The 17298-nt window shown below is 71.8% G+C and carries 12 protein-coding genes; 4 read left to right on the plus strand and 8 right to left on the minus strand.

Annotated features, from left to right (window positions below):
- The first annotated feature begins 68 nt into the window (after positions 1–68).
- On the plus strand, positions 69–1004 hold the full coding sequence (locus ACFSC0_RS17790) for an AraC family transcriptional regulator (RefSeq protein WP_377282209.1): 936 nt from the start codon (positions 69–71) through the stop codon (positions 1002–1004).
- Between the two features lie 23 nt (positions 1005–1027).
- Here ACFSC0_RS17790 and guaA read toward each other — a convergent pair whose 3' ends face one another.
- From guaA to guaB, 4 genes are read right to left on the minus strand one after another with little or no spacing between them, the layout of a single operon-like run.
- The gene (gene guaA / locus ACFSC0_RS17795) at positions 1028–2587 is read right to left on the minus strand and encodes a glutamine-hydrolyzing GMP synthase (protein ID WP_377282210.1); all 1560 of its coding nucleotides are present in this window, start codon (positions 2585–2587) and stop codon (positions 1028–1030) included.
- Between the two features lie 31 nt (positions 2588–2618).
- Complete coding sequence (locus tag ACFSC0_RS17800) at positions 2619–3896, minus strand: RsmB/NOP family class I SAM-dependent RNA methyltransferase (RefSeq protein ID WP_377282211.1); 1278 nt, start codon at positions 3894–3896, stop codon at positions 2619–2621.
- A 9-nt stretch (positions 3897–3905) separates the two neighbouring features.
- A complete protein-coding gene (locus ACFSC0_RS17805) occupies positions 3906–4295 on the minus strand; it encodes an MAPEG family protein (RefSeq protein ID WP_377282212.1) in 390 nt (129 codons plus the stop codon).
- Positions 4295–5755 (minus strand): IMP dehydrogenase, encoded by a 1461-nt coding sequence (guaB, locus tag ACFSC0_RS17810; protein WP_377282213.1) that lies wholly within the window; start codon positions 5753–5755, stop codon positions 4295–4297. Before guaB ends, ACFSC0_RS17805 begins: the two co-directional genes overlap by 1 nt.
- Positions 5756–5906: 151 nt before the next feature.
- Between guaB and ACFSC0_RS17815 the strand changes: the two genes are divergently transcribed.
- Positions 5907–7649, plus strand: a complete 1743-nt coding sequence (locus tag ACFSC0_RS17815) for an N-acyl-D-amino-acid deacylase family protein (RefSeq protein ID WP_377282214.1) — start codon at positions 5907–5909, stop codon at positions 7647–7649.
- Here the strand turns inward: ACFSC0_RS17815 and ACFSC0_RS17820 are convergent.
- Together ACFSC0_RS17820 and ACFSC0_RS17825 are read right to left on the minus strand one after the other, a co-directional pair.
- Entirely contained in the window at positions 7646–8353 is a 708-nt protein-coding gene (locus tag ACFSC0_RS17820) for an RlmE family RNA methyltransferase (protein WP_377282215.1), read from the minus strand. The genes ACFSC0_RS17815 and ACFSC0_RS17820 overlap by 4 nt on opposite strands.
- On the minus strand, positions 8350–9438 hold the full coding sequence (locus tag ACFSC0_RS17825; protein WP_377282216.1) for a Ppx/GppA phosphatase family protein: 1089 nt from the start codon (positions 9436–9438) through the stop codon (positions 8350–8352). The genes ACFSC0_RS17820 and ACFSC0_RS17825 overlap by 4 nt, the downstream gene beginning before the upstream one ends.
- Before the next feature lie 205 nt (positions 9439–9643).
- Here ACFSC0_RS17825 and hspQ point away from each other — a divergent pair, with 205 nt between their 5' ends.
- Both hspQ and phhA read left to right on the plus strand, forming a co-directional pair.
- On the plus strand, positions 9644–9973 hold the full coding sequence (gene hspQ / locus ACFSC0_RS17830; RefSeq protein ID WP_377282217.1) for a heat shock protein HspQ: 330 nt from the start codon (positions 9644–9646) through the stop codon (positions 9971–9973).
- Positions 9974–10345: 372 nt separating this feature from the next.
- A complete protein-coding gene (gene phhA, locus ACFSC0_RS17835) occupies positions 10346–11209 on the plus strand; it encodes a phenylalanine 4-monooxygenase (RefSeq protein ID WP_377282218.1) in 864 nt (287 codons plus the stop codon).
- On the opposite strand, the gene ACFSC0_RS17840 is transcribed toward phhA, so the two are convergent.
- Together ACFSC0_RS17840 and ACFSC0_RS17845 are read right to left on the minus strand one after the other, a co-directional pair.
- Positions 11203–15363 carry a translocation/assembly module TamB domain-containing protein gene (locus ACFSC0_RS17840; protein ID WP_377282219.1) on the minus strand — a complete coding sequence of 1387 codons (4161 nt, stop codon included), beginning with the start codon at positions 15361–15363 and terminating at the stop codon, positions 11203–11205. The genes phhA and ACFSC0_RS17840 overlap by 7 nt on opposite strands.
- Positions 15360–17075 (minus strand): autotransporter assembly complex protein TamA, encoded by a 1716-nt coding sequence (locus tag ACFSC0_RS17845; RefSeq protein ID WP_377282220.1) that lies wholly within the window; start codon positions 17073–17075, stop codon positions 15360–15362. Before ACFSC0_RS17845 ends, ACFSC0_RS17840 begins: the two co-directional genes overlap by 4 nt.
- Between the last annotated feature and the right edge of the window lie 223 nt (positions 17076–17298).

The following is a 17298-nucleotide window of genomic DNA, read 5'->3' on the forward strand; positions in this document are numbered from 1 at the left end:
GGATTCTGCAGCCTGGCTGATCCTCGTCCGGCGCCGTGCTACGATCGCCCCGTTGCAGGAGGGATCGCGTGGACCCGCTCAAGCAGGCCGTCCGGGCCTATGCCGCCGGACATGCGAACAGTGACGGTTTGGCGCTCACGCCCGTCCCGGGCCTGCGGATGATGTGCGTCCCCTCCCCGAGCGGCGACCTCCACTCGGTCTACCGGCCGTTGGTTTGCCTGGTCCTGCAGGGCGCCAAGCGCATGATCGTCGGTCGGGAGGAGCGGATCTTCTCCGCCGGACAGTCCGTGATCGTGAGCGCCGACATGCCGGTGGTCGGACGGATCGTGCAGGCGAGCCCGAGCGAGCCCTACCTGGCGATCGCGGTGGAGCTGGAGATGACGGTGCTGCGGGAGATCGCCGCGCACTTGGGCGGCGTCCGGGTGACGCGTCCGTCGGCGATGCAGACGCTGTTCGCCAGCGACACCGAGGCTGCGGTCCTGGATTGCGCAGCCCGGCTCATGCGGCTGCTGGACCATCCCGAGGCGACGCCGCTCCTGCGCCCGGGCATCGTGCGCGAGCTTCACTATTGGCTGCTCGCCGGCAGCCACGGTGCGGACCTACGCGCCCTTGCCGACCCGAGCAGCCATGCGGCGCGGCTCGGCGCGGCGATCGCCATCCTGCGAGCCGAGTACCGATCGCGCATCTCCGTCGAGCGGCTCGCCGAGGCGGCGGCGATGAGCCTCACCGCCTTCCACAAGCACTTCAAGCACCTCACCTCGCTGACGCCGGGGCAGTATCAGAAGCGGCTGCGGCTCGTGGAGGCGCGGCGGCTCATGCTCGACGAGGGCCTCCTCGCCGGCAACGCGGCGTTCGAGGTCGGCTACGAGAGCGTCTCGCAGTTCACGCGGGAGTATCGCCGCATGTTCGACGCGCCGCCGAAGCGCGACGCCCTGCGCGTCCGCGGCCGATCCCGGCCGCCCGAACGCGAAAAGCACCAAGTCGGTGACCTGGCTCCGGCCTGATCAGTCGGATCGCGGCCGGCCCCCTACTCCCACTCGATGGTGCCGGGCGGCTTGGAAGTGACGTCGTAGACCACCCGGTTGATGCCCTTGACCTCGTTGATGATCCGGGTGGCGGTGCGGCCGAGCACCTCCCAGGGGAACTCGAAGAAGTCCGCGGTCATGCCGTCGGTCGAGGTGACGGCGCGCAGGGCGCAGACTTCGTCGTAGGTGCGGGCGTCGCCCATCACGCCGACGGTGCGCACCGGAAGCAGGACGGCGAAGGCCTGCCAGATGGAATCGTAGAGGCCGGCCTTACGGATCTCGTCCAGGTAGATGGCGTCGGCCTTCTGCAGCACGGCCACCTTCTCCGGCGTCACCTCGCCGGGGATGCGGATGGCGAGGCCCGGGCCCGGGAACGGATGGCGGCCGACGAACTCCGGCGGCAGGCCGAGCTCGACGCCAAGGGCGCGGACCTCGTCCTTGAACAGCTCGCGCAGGGGCTCGACCAGCTTCAGCTTCATGAAGTCCGGCAGGCCGCCGACGTTGTGGTGGCTCTTGATCACAGCCGAAGGGCCGCCGCGGGCTGAGACGCTTTCGATCACGTCGGGATAGAGGGTGCCCTGGGCGAGGAAGGCCGCGCCCTCGATCTTGGCGGCCTCGCGGTCGAAGATCTCGATGAACAGCCGCCCGATCGTCTTGCGCTTGGTCTCCGGGTCGGTGACGCCGGCGAGGCCGCCGAGGAATTCCTTCGACGCATCAACGTGGATCAGCGGAATGTTGTAGTGGTTCCTGAACAGGGTGACGACCTGTTCGGCCTCGTTGTGGCGCAGCAGGCCGGTGTCCACGAAGACGCAGGTCAGCTGGTCGCCGATGGCCTCGTGGATCAGCACCGCGGCCACCGAGGAGTCGACGCCGCCGGAGAGGCCGCAGATCACCTTGCCGTCGCCCACCTGCTCGCGGATCCGGGCGATGGCCTCGTCGCGGAAGGCGGACATGGTCCAGTCGCCCTTCAGGCCGGCGATCTTGTGGGTGAAGTTGCGCAGCATCAGCGCGCCGCGGGGCGAGTGGTGCACCTCCGGGTGGAACTGGATGCCGTAGAACCGCCGGCCCTCGTCGGCGATCACCGCGAAGGGGCTGCCTTCGGAGCTGGCCACCACCTCGAAGCCCAGCGGGATGGCGGTGATCTTGTCGCCGTGGCTCATCCAGACCGGCTCGCGGTGGCCGACGCCGCCGATGCCGTCCAGCAGCGGCGATTCCCGCTCGATCAGGATGTCCGCCCGGCCGAACTCGCGCTCGTGGCCGCTGGCGACCGCGCCGCCCAGCTGGGCCGACATGGTCATCTCGCCGTAGCAGATGCCGAGCACCGGCACGCCGAGCTCGAAGACCTTCTGCGGCGCCCGGGGGCTCTCGTCCTCGTGGGCGCTGGCCGGGCCGCCGGAGAGGATCACCGCCTTGGGCGCGAAGTCGTCGAGGATGGTCTCGACCTTGTCGTAGGGGTGGATCTCGCAATAGACGCCGCTCTCGCGGACCCGGCGGGCGATCAGCTGGGTCACCTGGCTGCCGAAGTCGACGATCAGGACGCGTTCGTGGGCGGTTTCGGTCATGGGCGCCTGTTAGCGGGGTTTTGCGGGAAGGTCATCGGGCGCGCTCCAGCACCGCGACGAAAAAGCCGTCTGTCGCCGAAGTCCTGGGCGACAGGCGCAGGTAGCCCTCGGGGGTGAGCCAACTGGTCAGGGCCGGGTCGGCCGTTGCCGGGCGGACCTCGAAGCCCTCGTGGCGCTGGAGGAAGGCGGCGATGCGGTCCTCGTCCTCCTCCGGCAGCACCGAGCAGGTGACGTAGACGATCCGGCCGCCGGGCTTCACGAACCGGGCGCCGTCGTCCAGCACCGAATCCTGCTCGGCGATGCGCCGGGCCAGAGCCTCGGGCGTCAGCCGCCACTTGGTGTCGGGGTGACGTCGCCAGGAGCCCGTGCCCGTGCAGGGAGCGTCCAGGAAGACGACGTCCATCTTGCCGTCGAGACCCTTCAGCGGCTCGGGGTTCACCGGCGTTCGGACCTGCAGGTTGCGCACCCCGGCCCGCTCTCCCCGGCGGACGGTGTCGGCCAGGCGCCGGGCGTCGGCGTCGTAGGCGTAGATCTGGCCGGTGGAGGCCATGGCTGCGGCGATGGCCAGGGTCTTGCCCCCGCCGCCGGCGCACAGGTCCAGCACCTGCTTGCGGGCCACCTCGCCGGCGCAGGCGGCGGCGATCTGGGAGCCCAGGTCCTGCACCTCGAACCAGCCCTTGGAGAAGGCGGGGATGGTCTCCACCGCGCTCGTGCGCTCGCTGGCCTCCGGCGCGGCGATGCGCAGGGCGGTCGGCAGCACGCCGGTGGGCTCGGCGTGCAGCGGCTTCAGCACCTTCAGCGCCCGCTCGGGATCGCTCTTGAGGGTGTTGACCCGCAGGTCCACGGGCGCGCGCTCGGCCAGCGCCGCCCCCTCCTCCGCCCTCGCCTCGTCGAAGACACGGGCGAACGACGCGTCCAGCCAGTCGGGATAGTCGCCGCGGACCGGCGCCGGCGCGTCGGTCAGGCTGACGGGCTCGGCAAGGCGCGCCTTCTCGTCCTCGGTCAGTGCGCCGGGTCCGTGCGGCTCCTCGCCCGTCGCGGCCTCGATGCGCTCGACGGGCCAGCGCCAGTCATAGACCAGCGCGCCGAGCACGGCCGCGCGCGGGCTGTCCGCGCCCATCCGCCAGGCGAGGGAGCGGCGGCGGCGCAGCGCGTCGAGGACCAGCCCCGAGACGAAGGCCCGGTCCTTGGCGCCGGCGAAGCGGGAGGCCTCGCCCCACGCCTTCAGGGCCAGCCGCACGGGCCGGCGGCGGGACTCCACCTCGTCCAGAACCTCGATCGCCGCGGCTATCCGCCCGCCGTCGCGCACCGCGCCTCGCTACACAAAGAGGGCCGCCGTCACCATGAAGAGGCCGATCATCGCCACCGCCCAGACGAGCGTCCGGACCCGGGGGATCCCGGAGGCGTAGAGCGGCACGTACAGGGCGCGGCCGGCCACGTAGAGCCCCGCCCCCCAGAGCGTCAGGCTGGAGAGCCTGTCCGCCGCCACCGCCGCCAGCACCGCCGCGGCGAAGAAGGGGAAGGTCTCCATGAAGTTGCGGAACGCCCGGTCGAGACGGGCGGCGACGCCGGTGATCGGCATCGGCTCGTCCCTGGGGCCCGCGGCCCAGGCCAGGTTCTGCTGGCGCCGGGCGGCGATGGCCGCCCAGACCAGCTGAACGATCCCCACGACGATCGCCAAGCCCAGAAGCTGGAGCTCGGCGGCCATCACATGGGGCTCGGGTAGTTGGGCGCCTCGCGGGTGATCATCACGTCGTGGACATGGCTCTCGCGCAGGCCCGCGCCGGTGATGCGGATGAACCGCGCCCGCTGGCGGAACTCGGCCAGGCTGCCGGCGCCCACATAGCCCATGGCGGCCCGCAGCCCCCCGACCATCTGGTGCAGGATGGGCGCGATCGGGCCCTTGTAGGGCACCTGCCCTTCAATCCCCTCAGGAACCAGCTTCAACGCGCTGACTTCCTTCTGGAAATAGCGGTCGGCCGAGCCCTGGTTCATGGCCCCGAGGGAGCCCATGCCGCGGTAGGATTTGTAGCTGCGGCCCTGGTAGAGGAAGACCTCGCCCGGGCTTTCGTCCACGCCGGCGAACACCGAACCCATCATCGCCACGCTCGCCCCGGCGGCCAGCGCCTTGGCCAGATCGCCCGAGTACTTGATCCCGCCGTCCGCGATGACCGGGACGTCGGAGTCGCCGGCGGCCCGCACCGCGTCCAGGATGGCCGTCAGCTGCGGCACGCCGACGCCGGCCACGACGCGGGTGGTGCAGATGGAGCCCGGCCCGATGCCGACCTTCACCGCGTCCGCCCCGGCGTCGATCAGCGCCTTGGCCCCGTCGTAGGTGGCGACGTTGCCGGCGACGATCTGCACCCGGTTGGTCTCGCGCTTGATGCGGCCGACCGCCTTGGAGACCTCGGCGTTGTGGCCGTGAGCGGTGTCGATCACCACCACGTCGACGCCGGCGTCCACCAGGGCCATGGACCGCTCGTAACCCGCATCGCCGACCGTGGAGGCCGCGCCGACCAGCAGCCGGCCGTGCACGTCCTTGGCCGCGTCCGGGTGGGCCTGGGCCTTCTCCATGTCCTTGACGGTGATCAGGCCGACGGCGCGGTACTCGTCGTCGACGACGATCAGCCGCTCCATCTTGTTGCGGCGGAGCAGGTCGCGGGCCTCGGCCTGGCTGACGCCCTCGCGGACGGTGACCAGATTCTCGGTGGTCATCAGCGCCTTGGCCGGCACGTCGTCGCGGGCCTCGAAGCGCATGTCGCGGTTGGTGAGGATGCCCACCAGCCTGCCGGTCCCCGGCTCGACCACCGGGAAGCCGGAGATCCGGCGCCGGGCCTTGATCTCGCGGACCTCGCGCAGCGGCGTGTCGGGGTGGATGGTCAGCGGATTGATGACCATCCCGCTCTCGTAGCGCTTGACCTCGCGGACCTGGTCGGCCTGCTCCTCCACCGTCAGGTTTCGGTGCAGGACGCCGAGGCCGCCGGACTGGGCCATGGCGATGGCCAGCCGGCTTTCGGTGACCGTGTCCATGGCTGAGGACACGACCGGGATGTTGAGCTTGATCTCTCGCGTGAGCCGGGTCGAGACGTCCACCTGGGTCGGCATGACCTCGGACGGACCGGGTTCGAGCAAAACATCGTCGAAGGTGAGCCCTTCGCGAATCTCCATAGAGACACTCCGTTTTGCGGGCGCGGTCTGCCTGCATCGCGCGGGCGAGTCAACGCCCAGCGACGTCTGGCCGCAAAGTGATTGGCCCTTCCCCAACGGCGCCGGAGTAGCGTTCGGCGAACAGACAATCCGGCTTGGGAGAGGAAGCGCCATGTACGACCTGGTGATCCGGGGCGGGACCATCGTCGACGGGACCGGCGCGCCGGCCTTCGTCGGCGACATCGCCATCGCCGCCGACAAGATCCTCGAAGTGGGCGCCGTCGCGGGCCGCGGCCGTCGCGAGATCGACGCGCGCGGGCTGCTCGTCACGCCCGGCTGGGTCGACATCCACACCCACTACGACGGCCAGGCCACCTGGGACCCGCTGCTCGCGCCCTCCAGCTGGCACGGGGTGACCACCGCGATCATGGGCAACTGCGGGGTCGGCTTCGCCCCGGTGCGTCCCGGGGCTGAGGGGTTCCTCATCGAGCTGATGGAAGGGGTGGAGGACATCCCCGGCTCCGCCCTGGCCGAGGGGATCGACTGGAAGTGGGAGAGCTTCCCCGAGTACCTGGACGCGCTGGGGGCCAAGCCGAGAGCCATCGACATCGGGGCGCACGTGCCGCACGGCGCAGTCCGCGCCTACGTGCTGGGCGACAGGTGCAACACCGATTACGAGCCCGACGCCGACGAGATCGCGCAGATGGCGGCGCTGGTGCGCGAGGGCGTGGAGGCCGGCGCCCTTGGCTTCTCCACCTCGCGCACCCTGCTGCACAAGGACAAGCACGGGGTGCACGTGCCCGGCACCTTCGCCGGCTCGGACGAGATGCTGGCGCTGGGCCTGTCGATGAAGGGCCTGAAGCACGGCGTCTTCGAGATGGTCTCCGACCACCTCGGCGAGGACGACGAGTGGACGTGGGTGAAGGGTTTCGCCCACCAGACCGGGCTGCCGGTGACGCTGGTCGCCACCTCGGCCGGGGCCTACGAGGGCGACCGGATGTACAACATCGCCGAGGAGGCGCGGCGGCAGGGCATGGACATTCGCCCGCAGATCGCCGGGCGTCCCACCGGCATCCTGCACGGGCTGACCTCCAGCTTCCACGTGTTCATCGGCCATCCGACCTACCGCCGCCTGCTCGCCGACCTGCCGCTCGAGGGCAAGCTGGAGGCGATGCGCCGGCCCGAGGTCCGGGCGGCGCTGCTGTCCGAGGAAACCGAGCTCAAGGGCCTGGCCACGGCCTTCGGCGCGGAGGGGCTGCTGTGGCGCGTCTTCCCGCTGGGCGAGCGGCCCGACTACGAGCCCGACCGCGAGCAAAGCGTCGCGGGCCTGGCCGAGGCGGCCGGCGTCGCGCCCACGGAGATGATGTACGACCTCCTGATGCGCGACGGCGGGCGCGAGCTCTTCTACCAGCCGCTTGGCGGCTACATGAGCTACAACTTCGACTTCTTCCGGCGGAACATGCAGCACCCCAACGTGCTGTTCGGCCTCTCCGACGGCGGCGCCCACTGCGGCGTCATCGCCGATGCGGGCATGCCCACCTTCATCCTCACCCACTGGGCGCGGGACCGGACCAAGGGCGAGCAGTTCCCGCTGGAGTTCCTGGTGCGGAAGCTGACCAGCGACACCGCCCGCGCCTACGGCCTGCACGACCGCGGGCAGCTGCGGCCCGGACAGCTGGCGGACCTGAACGTCATCGACTTCGCGGCCCTGAGGCTTCACCGGCCCGAGGCGGTGCAGGACCTGCCGGCCGGCGGCCAGCGGCTCGTCCAGCGCGTCGAGGGCTACCGCTACACGGTGAAGTCCGGCGAGGTGACGTTCGAGGACGGGCGGTTCACCGGCGCCCTGCCCGGCGGCCTGATCCGCGGCGGACGGGAGGCCGTCATTCTCGGCGAAGCGGAGATGAGTCCCGCCTAGCCCCTCCCCTTGAAGCCCGTCGCGGCCAGGTAAACCTCCGAGCTCTCGGCCCGGCTGGCCTTGGGCTTGAGGTTCCGGACGTCGGTGAAGTGCTGCTTCAGCAGCGCCGTCACCTCGCCCATCTCGCCGCCCTGGAAGGCCTTGGTGACGAAGGCGCCGCCGGGCTTCAGCACCTCGATGGCGAAGTCGGCGGCGGCCTCGATCAAGGCGACGATCCGCAGGTGGTCGGTCTTGCGGTGACCGACGGTGTTGGGGGCCATGTCCGACAGCACCACATCGGGCGCCCCGCCCAGCAACTCGATCAGCTTCGGCCCGCAGGCCGGGTCGGTGAAGTCCATCTCGAGCAGCTGGGCCGGCGGCAGCGGGTCGACCGGCAGCAGGTCGACGCCGACGATGTCGGTCACCCCGCGCTCGATGGCCAGCTGGGTCCAGCCGCCGGGCGCGGCGCCCAGGTCGACGATCCGGGCGCCGGGCCTGAGGAGCTTCAGGCGGTCGTCGATCTCGGCCAGCTTGAAGGCGGCGCGCGAGCGGTAGCCCTTGGCGCGGGCCTTGGCAGCGAAGGGGTCGTTGATCTGGCGCTCGAGCCAGGCCTGGGACGAGGGCGTGCGCTGCTTGGCGCTCTTCAGGCGGGCGGGCGTGGCGCGCGCCTCGTCGCCGCCGCGGGTCGGCGGCCGCACCATCCGCTTGCGGGGAGGCTCGCTCATGCGTGGGCCCGGCGTCTGCGCCGCCGGCGGCGGCCGGCGCCCTGGCTCATCAGCGACAGCAGGATGCCTTCGCGCAGCCCCCGATCGGCGACCCGCACCCGCGAACAGGGCCAGAGCTCCTGCACCGCCTGGAGGATGGCCGCCCCGGCCAGCACCAGGTCCGCCCGGTCCGGACCGATGCAGGGCTGGTCCGCCCGCTCCCGCGGCGAGAGGTTCAGCAGGCGCAGGGCGGCGGCGTCGCAGTCCTCGCGGCTCATCCAGATGCCGTCGACGCGCGAGCGATCGTAGCGGCGCAGGTTGAGGTGCAGCCCGGCCAGGCTGGTGATCGCGCCGGAGGTGCCGATCAGGTGGGCGCGGTCGGCCTCGAACAGGGGCCGCATGGAATCGGCCCGTTCGAAGGCGGCGATCTCGACCTTCACGGTGTCGACCATGGCCCGGAACCAGGCCTGAGTCGCCTGCTCGCCCTCCGGGTAGCGTTCGGCGAGGGTGACGACGCCGATGGGGATGGAGAGCCAGGCCTTGATCGGCAGCCGGCCGGGCGCGAAGCGGCCCGGCGGGTCGTCGAGGCCGCCGCCCTTCAGGTCGACCCAGGAGAGCTCGGTGGAGCCGCCGCCGACGTCCACCACCAGGGCGGCCTCGGACTTGCGGTCGAGCAGGTTGAGGCAGCCGGCGACCGAGAGCTGGGCCTCCTCGTGCGGGGTGATCACCTGCAGGCGAAGGCCGGTCTCGTGGGCGACCCTTGCGATGAACTCCGCGCCGTTGGCGGCCGAGCGGCAGGCCTGAGTGGCGATGGCCTTGAGCTTCACCACCCGGCGGCGGCGCACCTTCTCGGCCGAGACCTTCAGGGCCTGCAGCGCCCGCTCCATGGCGTGTTCCGACAGCCGGCCGGTCTGGGAGAGGCCCTCCCCGAGCCGAACGATTCGCGAATAGGCCTCGACCACCCGGAAGCCGGAAGCCGCGGGCGTTGCGATCAGCAGTCGGCAGTTGTTGGTCCCGAGGTCCAGTGCGGCGTAGCAGGGCGCTTCGCCCGCACTCCTCTCCCCAGCGCGCCGCAAGGCGCCGGGCGCGCTCGGCGCCTCGTCCATGGACAGCATCCGTCCTTCGCAGGCGCAACCATGATCGGGCGCCTGATTTCGATTGTGACCATACCAGGGCGTTCAGCCGCTTAGAAGCGGCGCGGATCGTCACGCCGGGCGCCGACTTCCCGTCCCGGGGCGTGCTCGGGAAATGAAGGCTCGCCCGGCAGGCGCGTTCACTTCTCGGTTAGATAATGGGTGTTAACTTCTCCCCATGGAGGCTCGCAGCGCCAAGTTCGCGATCGGCCAAGTGGTCCGGCACCGGGTGTACGCTTTCCGGGGCGTGATCTTCGACGTCGATCCCGAGTTCGCCGAGACCGAGGAGTACTGGCTCTCGATCCCGGCCCACATCCGGCCGCACAAGGACCAGCCGTTCTATCACCTGCTGGCCGAGAACGATCAGAACTCCTACGTGGCCTACGTCTCGGAGCAGAACCTGCTGCCCGACGAGACGGGCGAACCGGTCGGCCACCCGCAGACCTCGCTGCTCTTCGAAAGCTTCCGCGAGGGCCACTACACCCTGCGCCCGCGCATCAGCCACTGAGGACCGCCATCACTGGTTGCGCCGCAGGCGCTACCTGCCACTCGCTCCAAGTTCCGACAGTGACTGTGGATGGCCCGCGGCCGCCCTTTTTGGACACGAAGGGCACGAAGACCACGAAGATCACGAAGGGCCGAGCGTTCGTGCCCGGCAAAGCTGAGCGCGATCTTCTCTTCGTGCTCTTCGTGCCCTTTGTGGTCTTCGTGTTAAACGGTCCGAGGGGCGTCACCGGTCTCGGCGGATGCAGGAGGGTGACAGGTAGGGCCGCTGTGCGACCCAACCCGTCACCGGAAGCGGCATGAATCTGCCGCGGATGCGCGGCTCTGAGAGCAAAAACGCACGGAACTTTCGCGCCGAGGGGTCCATTCTCTGCGCATGAGCGCGGATGGGTTCGCCTCGCCGCCGCCCGGGGCCCGGGCGGACTGGACCATCGACCAGGACTGGGCCGGCTACACCGAGGCCGAGCACCGGGTCTGGATCACGCTGTACGAGCGCCAGGCGGCGCTGCTGCCCGGCCGGGCCTGCGAGCCGTTCCTCAAGGGGCTGGAGGCGCTGGACCTGCACCGCACCGGCATCCCCGACTTCAGCCGCATCAACGAGGAGCTCGGCCGGCTGACCGGCTGGCGGGTGGTGGCCGTGCCGGGACTGGTCCCCGACGAGATCTTCTTCGACCACCTGGCGAATCGGCGATTCCCCGCCGGGCGGTTCATCCGCAAGCCCGAGCAGCTGGACTACCTGCAGGAGCCGGACGTCTTCCACGACGTGTTCGGCCACGTGCCCATGCTGACCGACCCGGTGTTCGCCGACTTCATGCAGGCTTACGGCGAGGGCGGCCGGCGGGCGATGCGGCTCGGCCGGCTGAAGAACCTTGCCCGCCTCTACTGGTACACGGTGGAGTTCGGCCTGCTGGACACGCCGCAGGGCCTGCGGATCCTCGGCGCCGGCATCGTCTCGTCCCACGCCGAGAGCCGGTTCGCGCTGGAGGATCCCTCCCCCAACCGCCTGGGCTTCGAGCTGGAACGGGTGATGCGCACCCCCTACCGCATCGACGACTTCCAGCAGGTCTATTTCGTGGTGCCGAGCCTCGAGGCTCTGCTGGACGCCAAGCGCCGGGACTTCGGCCCGATCTACGAGCGCCTCGGTTCGGCCTGGGACATCCCCATCGACGCCATCCTGCCGACCGACCGCGTGTTCACCCGCGGGACACAGGCCTACGCCAAGGAAAAGGCGGCTCAGTAGTCGCGTCGCCAGCGCACCGCCAGGCGCGAATCGCCCTGGCCGGTGAGCCGCGACAGGATCGAGAGATTGCGGCTGACCCGCCACTCCACCTGGGCCGCAGGCCCCTGCCGGCCGCCGCCGATGATCTCGAGATAGACGTCGTCGGTCAGGTACTTGCCGCCGGCCACCATCACGCCGGACTCGTCGCCGCCGACCAGCGCCAGCCGGTCGAGACCTGCGAAGCTGCGCAGCCCGCCGATCACGTCGAAGCCGCCGCCGCCGGCCAGGGCCGACAGCGCCGAGGCGAGCTGGGCCGCCTCCAGCGGCGACAGCTGCGAGGCCGAGCGGCCGAACAGCACCTGGCTGAGCACCTCGTCGCTGGGCAGCACCGGCCGGGAGGAGAGCGTGATCTCCGGTTCGGCCGCCGTGCCGCGGATCCGCACCTCGGCCGTCAGCGCGGGGTCCTCGCGGACGGCGGTCAGGTCGAGGCGGATGCCCTCCGCACTGCTGGCCAGGTAGACGACGCCGCGGTCGTCGAACTCGAACCGCTTGCCCGCGAACTCGTAGCCGCCGCGCACGACGCGTGCGGTCCCGGTCAGCAGCGGCCGGGCCGTCGTCCCGCCGACGTGGGCGTCGAGCGAGAACTCCACGTCCAGGCCCCGGCCGCGCAGGAACACCCGGCGGGGCGCCTCCAGGCTGACGTCCAGCCCGATGGCCGGGCCCTGCCGGGGCCGGATGTCGAACGGCTCGTCCAGCTCCTCGGGCTTGTTGCGCTCGATGACGTCGAGGGTCACGACGCCGGAGGGGGTCGGGGGCTCGGCGGCGATGTCGGCCCGGTCGATGACCAGCGCCCCGGCCAGGCGCACGCGCCCGTCGGCCGCGCGGTTGATGGTCGCCTGGCCGCTCGCCGAGGCGGTGGCCATCTCATTGTCGATCAGCCGGAAGTGATTCAGGTCGAGCCGGAAGCTGCTCTCGCCGTTGCGGGTCAGGCTGATGTTGCCCGAGCCCTGCACCGTGCCCCCCTCGGGCCCTCGGCCGCTCATCTGGGTGACGTTGATCCCGGCGTTGGTGAAGTCGGCCCGCAGCACCACGTCCTGCAGGGTCAGCCCGGTGGCCGCGTCCTCGAAGCGGCCGCCGTCGACGGCGCCCTGCCCGCGCGCCTTCGGATCGGCCAGGGTGCCGCTGAGCGTGCCGCTGGTGCTGACCCGCCCCGAGAGCGACCGCTCGCCGCCGATCAGCAGATCCCAGAGCGGCCGGATCTCGCCGTTGGCCTGGAACTGGCCGCTGATCGGCCGCCGGCGGTTCAGCGCCAGGCGCAGGGGCGTTGCGGAGGCTTCCGCCGGCAGCACGACGTGGGCCGCCGCCTTCAGCCCCTGGGCGTTGCCGGCGTCGGCGTCGATGACCAACTGGTTGTCCGAGAGGCGGGCCAGCAGCGCGCCGTCGAGGCCCTGGGCCGGATCGGAGCCGCGTCCGCGCGCATCCTCCAGCTTGGCGTCGAGCACCCCGTCCAGCCGGTCGCCCCGCCCGCGCAGGGCCAGCACGCCGTTGATCCGCCCCGCCAGGTCCTCGTTGAACAGCTGCAGATCGAGGCGGGTGAGCTGGGCGCGCAGGTCCGCGGCGGAATCGTCGAGCCGCGCATCGACGTTGAGCAGTCCGCCGCCGCTGGTCGCCAGGCGGACCCGGGCGGTCTGGGCCGGCCCCCCGAAGCCGAACACCGCCGGCTCGACGGTCCGCAGCTCGCGATCCCCGAGCTTCCCGGCGCCGCCCAGGGTGAGAGTGTAGCCGGGGCCGGAGTCGGCCAGCGTCCCCTGCCCCGTTAGCGTCCAGCGTCCGCTGGTGGAGGCGCCGTTCGCCTCAACCGTGTAGGGCAGCCGGGACAGCGGCCCCTGGCCGGTGATGTGGCCGCGGGCGATGGAGAATCGCGCCCCCTTCGGCACCGCGCGGCGGGCGGTCAGGTCGAACTCGCCGCGGCCGCCGGCGCTGGTGTCCACCAGCCGCACGCGTCCGGCCACCTCGCCGCGATCCAGCAGAACGCCGGGTCCGACCGCCAGCTGCAGATCGGCCGACGAGGGCGTGCTGCGGCGGAGCGAGAGGGCGCCGGTGGCCCGGATCCCACCGGCGTCGACGGCCAGGTCGGTCAGGTCGACGCCGCCGCGCGGGAAGCGGAAGGCGGCCGAGCCCTTGGCCGGCCCATGCTCGCTGGCGGCGGTCACCGCGATCGTGCCGCTGGAGCCGTCCTGGCGCTGCAGGAAGCTGAGGACGATCTGCGCGTCGCGCAGGGGCAGCCTCGGCAGGTCGATGGCCTCGGCGTTGGCCACGACGTCCACTCGCGGCGCGAGCAGCGTGCCGCTCACCGCGCCGGTGCCCTTGGCCGCGCCGGTGATCTCGACGGGCCCGGCCCGGAACGGCCCGTCGGCCGACCAGTCGCCCTTGAAGGCGAGCTGGGCGTCGGGTCCGAACACGCCGGCGAAGTCGGCCCGCCCTTCGGCGCCGTTCAGCCGCGCCTCGGCGACCGAGAACAGGCCGTCGCGCCAGCTGGCCCTGCCGTTCAGGGTCGGCGAGGCGCCGAGGATCCGGTCGAGCTCCGCGAAGCCGGAGGCGAACCGCTGGCCCCTGGCGTTCACGTCGAACAGCCAGGGGGAGGTGTCGCCGCGATCGCGTGTCGCCCGCCACTCGGCGTTGACCACGCCGGAGGCGCCGATGCGGGCGGCCGGCAGATTGGTGACCTGCGCCTGCCCCTTGAAGCTGAGGTTGCCCAGAAGGCCGTAGCCGCCGCTGCCGGTGACGTTCAGCCCCGTCCCGTTGGCCTTCAGGTCGCGCACCAGCCAGCGGCCGTCGCCCAGCCGCTCCAGCGCCACCTCCGCGGTCGGCGTGGGGCCGAGCAACGGACCCAGCAGGTTCTCGCTGTGGCCGCCGGCGATGGCCAGCTTCGTCTCGATGGCGATCACCTGGTTCTTGCGCGTGACGGTCACCGGACCGCTGGCCCGCTGGGCGACGTAGTCGAGGATGTTGGCGTCCTCGGCCGTGGCGTTCCCCACCAGCTTCCAGGTCTTCCAGTCGCCGGTGAGCACGCCGCCGGCCTTCAGGGCGCCCATCGGCGGGAACGGGATGATGCGGGCCGCCAGCGGGGTCTGGGCGCTGATTGTCCAGCCCTTCGGCCCCGTGCGCCGCTCGCCGAGGTTGCCCAGGCCGCTGGCGGTGACCAGCAGGTTCTCCGCCCTGGCCTCGGCCGTGAGGTCGTAGAGCGACCCGTTCGCCTTCCGACCGGTGACGTTGAACGTCGCCTCGGGACCGAACGCCCTGGCGAGCCCCTGGGTCAGGGTCGAGGCGGTGAGCACCAGCCGCCCGGACGCCTGCCCCCCCTGCGGATTCCAGGCGCCGTGGGCCTGCAGCGGGCTCGAGGTCCCGGAGGTGGCGGCCGCGGAGAACCGGCCCTCGCTCTCGCGGCCATTGGCGTCCACCTGCAGGGCGAAAGGCTGGTCGACCGGCAGGCCGAGGGCGCCGGCCAGGGCGCCGCCCTCGGCCTCGAGCGCGCGCGCGGCGATCTTCAGCGGACGCCGGCCGCCGAATTCGAAGCGGACGTCCAGATGGTCGCCCGGCCGCAGCACGCTGTCGGCCTCGATCCGCCCGCTCTGGCCGCTGTTGCGGCGGCCGAGCTCCACATGGCCTTTGACGTCGTAGACCCCGCGCTCGTAGCTGAAGCCTTCCTGCAGCTCCACGCGGGCGGCCAGACCGTCGATGTCCACCGAGACCGGCAGCCCCGGCGACTTGGTGCTGGGCTCCAGGGTCGGCCGCCGGATCAGATGCACGGTCTTGGCGGTGATCTCCTCGGCCGACAGGCGGCGGAACAGGAGCTGGCTGTAGTCCCATTGGACCCGCACCTCGCGCGCCTCGAGCCAGGCGCCCTTCTCGTCCGAGACCGTCAGCCGCTGGACCGCGAAGTCGCGCCAGACGTCGCCGGACAGGCCATAGATCTTCAGCCGCCCGAAGCGGCCGAGCTTGAGGCCGTCGGTGCGCGCCTCGATCAGCAGCCGGGTCTGGGGCAGCAGGACCCCGTAGCGGGTGGTCAGAAGCGCCGCTCCGATCAGCACCCCCAGGATCGCGCAGACGATCAGGATCGCCTTCGGGAGCCGCGCGCGGCGGCGCTTCGGGGCCTCTGCGGTCTCGGCGGTCAAAAGCTTTGCCCGATGCTGAGGTAGACCTGGAAGGGCGCGTCGCTGGTCCGCCGGTCGAGGGGCACGGCGATGTCGACCCGGATCGGCCCGAACCCTAGGTCGTAGCGCAGCCCCAGGCCCGCGCCCAAGCTGAAGTCCTTACCGGCCGGGAACGGATCGGTGCCGACCGCCCCGCCGTCGACGAACGCGGCCATGCCCCAGCGGCCGAACAGCTTGCGGCGCACCTCGATGGAGGTCTCGAGCAGCGAGATGCCGCCCTGGGGCGTGTTGTCCTCGAGCCTGGGCCCCACCGCCTGATAGGCGTAGCCGCGCACCGAGCCGCCGCCGCCGGCGTAGAAGCGCCGGGAGGCCGGAACCTCGGGGATCGACCCGCCGACCATCGTCCCGACCCGCAGCCGGCCGGCGACGACCGTGCGGCCCTCGTCGTCGAGGGGATAGTACATCGTCCCCTGGGTCTGCAGCTTCAGGTACGGCAGGGTGTCTTCGCCGGTGATCAGCGTGGGCTCGCCCCGGGCCTCGATGCGCCAGCCGCGCTTGGGGTCCAGCGGATCGTCCGACCGGTCGAGGGCCAGGGCCCCCAGCAGGGTGGCGGTGACCAGGTCGCGGCCGAGCGGCGAGAGCGTGCCCCGCCTCAGTTCGTCCGTGCGGCTGAGGTCCAGGGTCGCGCCGACGGTCAGGTAGGAGGTCTTTCCGTAGCGGCGGGTGACGTCGACGTGCACGCCGGCGCCGGTCTCGTCGTAGGCGTCGGTCTTGACCTGGTAGACCGCCCCGCCAAGCCGCAGGGTCTGCTGCGCCTGGCGCCAGTGCGGCAGGCTGAGCTCGGCGCCGGCCCGGCTGTCGATGCTGGAGAGGCGGCCGAGCAGCTCAAGCGTGTCGGCCCGGCCGAGCACGTTGTAGCGCGTCCAGCGCGCCTCGAGGCCGGCGCCGTCGGTGGTGGAATAGCTGGCGCCCAGCTCGAGGGTGCGCCGCTCCCTGTCGGCCAGGCTGACCACGATCGGGCGAAGGCCCTCGGGCGTGGTCTGTTCCTTCGGCGCCAGAGCCACGGTCACCGACTCGTAGACGCCGGTATCGAGCAGCCGCCGCTCCAGCTCGGCCACGTCCTCCGGATCGTAGGGCTCGCCCTCGCGCCAGGGGGCCAGGCGCTGCACCCACACCGGGTTAGTGCGCCCCTCGGTCACCAGCTTCAGCCCGTCCAGCCGGACCAGGTCGCCGGAGTTGATGCGGAAGGTCGGCCGAAGCGTGCTGTCGGCGTAGTCGACGATCACCTCGCGGGGGGCGGCGGCGACGTCGGCGTAGCCGCTCTTCTGCACGGCCGCGACGGCGCGCCCCTCGGCGGCGAGCACGTCGGCGGCGCGCCCGGGGGCGCCCGGCTCCAGCAGCAGCGATTCCTCGGCGGCCTCGCGAACCTCCGGCTGCGGAGGCTCGCCGACCCACTCCACCCGCGGCTCGGCGACGACGAAGCGCGGGCCCGGCGCCACCCGGACGACGGGGACCGGCGGCTCGGTGTCGGTGAGGTCGGCCTCGACCTCGTGGGCGTAGTAGCCCTCGCTCCGCAGGACGGCGATGGCGTCCTCGGCGGCCTCGCGGGCGCGGCGGCGGGCGTCGAAGCGGTTCTGGATCGGCCGCTCGGTCTCGCCGATCGCCTGGGCGATGGCGGCGCGCAGCTCCTCGTCGAGCTCACCCTCGATGGTGGCGCGAGGAGATTGCGCCAAGGCGCGCGGCGCCGCGGCCCAAGCGCACAAAGCCGCAGAGGCGGCGACTGCGATGACCAGTCGACCCAAGCAGACTCACCCCTGTCGCCCCCACCCGGGTGTAACGGGGCCATAATGGGATGTCACCTGCGCCGGCCCGCGGGGTCGCGGAAATTGTGGAGGCGCCGGCGCCCGGAATTTGGGCGCCTGCTCGTCTCTCGGCGCGGCGACGGCCGCTTCGACG

The organism is Phenylobacterium terrae, assembly GCF_042681205.1.
Classification (GTDB): Bacteria; Pseudomonadota; Alphaproteobacteria; order Caulobacterales; family Caulobacteraceae; genus Phenylobacterium; species Phenylobacterium terrae.

Bases quoted from the DNA above. Each gene is read 5' to 3' on its own strand.
- guaA (WP_377282210.1), bottom strand. From the start codon at position 2,587: ATGACCGAAACCGCCCACGAACGCGTCCTGATCGTCGACTTCGGCAGC.
- ACFSC0_RS17805 (WP_377282212.1), bottom strand. From the start codon at position 4,295: ATGGCCGCCGAGCTCCAGCTTCTGGGCTTGGCGATCGTCGTGGGGATC.
- guaB (WP_377282213.1), bottom strand. From the start codon at position 5,755: ATGGAGATTCGCGAAGGGCTCACCTTCGACGATGTTTTGCTCGAACCC.
- ACFSC0_RS17815 (WP_377282214.1), top strand. From the start codon at position 5,907: ATGTACGACCTGGTGATCCGGGGCGGGACCATCGTCGACGGGACCGGC.
- ACFSC0_RS17820 (WP_377282215.1), bottom strand. From the start codon at position 8,353: ATGAGCGAGCCTCCCCGCAAGCGGATGGTGCGGCCGCCGACCCGCGGC.
- ACFSC0_RS17825 (WP_377282216.1), bottom strand. From the start codon at position 9,438: ATGGACGAGGCGCCGAGCGCGCCCGGCGCCTTGCGGCGCGCTGGGGAG.
- hspQ (WP_377282217.1), top strand. From the start codon at position 9,644: ATGGAGGCTCGCAGCGCCAAGTTCGCGATCGGCCAAGTGGTCCGGCAC.
- phhA (WP_377282218.1), top strand. From the start codon at position 10,346: ATGAGCGCGGATGGGTTCGCCTCGCCGCCGCCCGGGGCCCGGGCGGAC.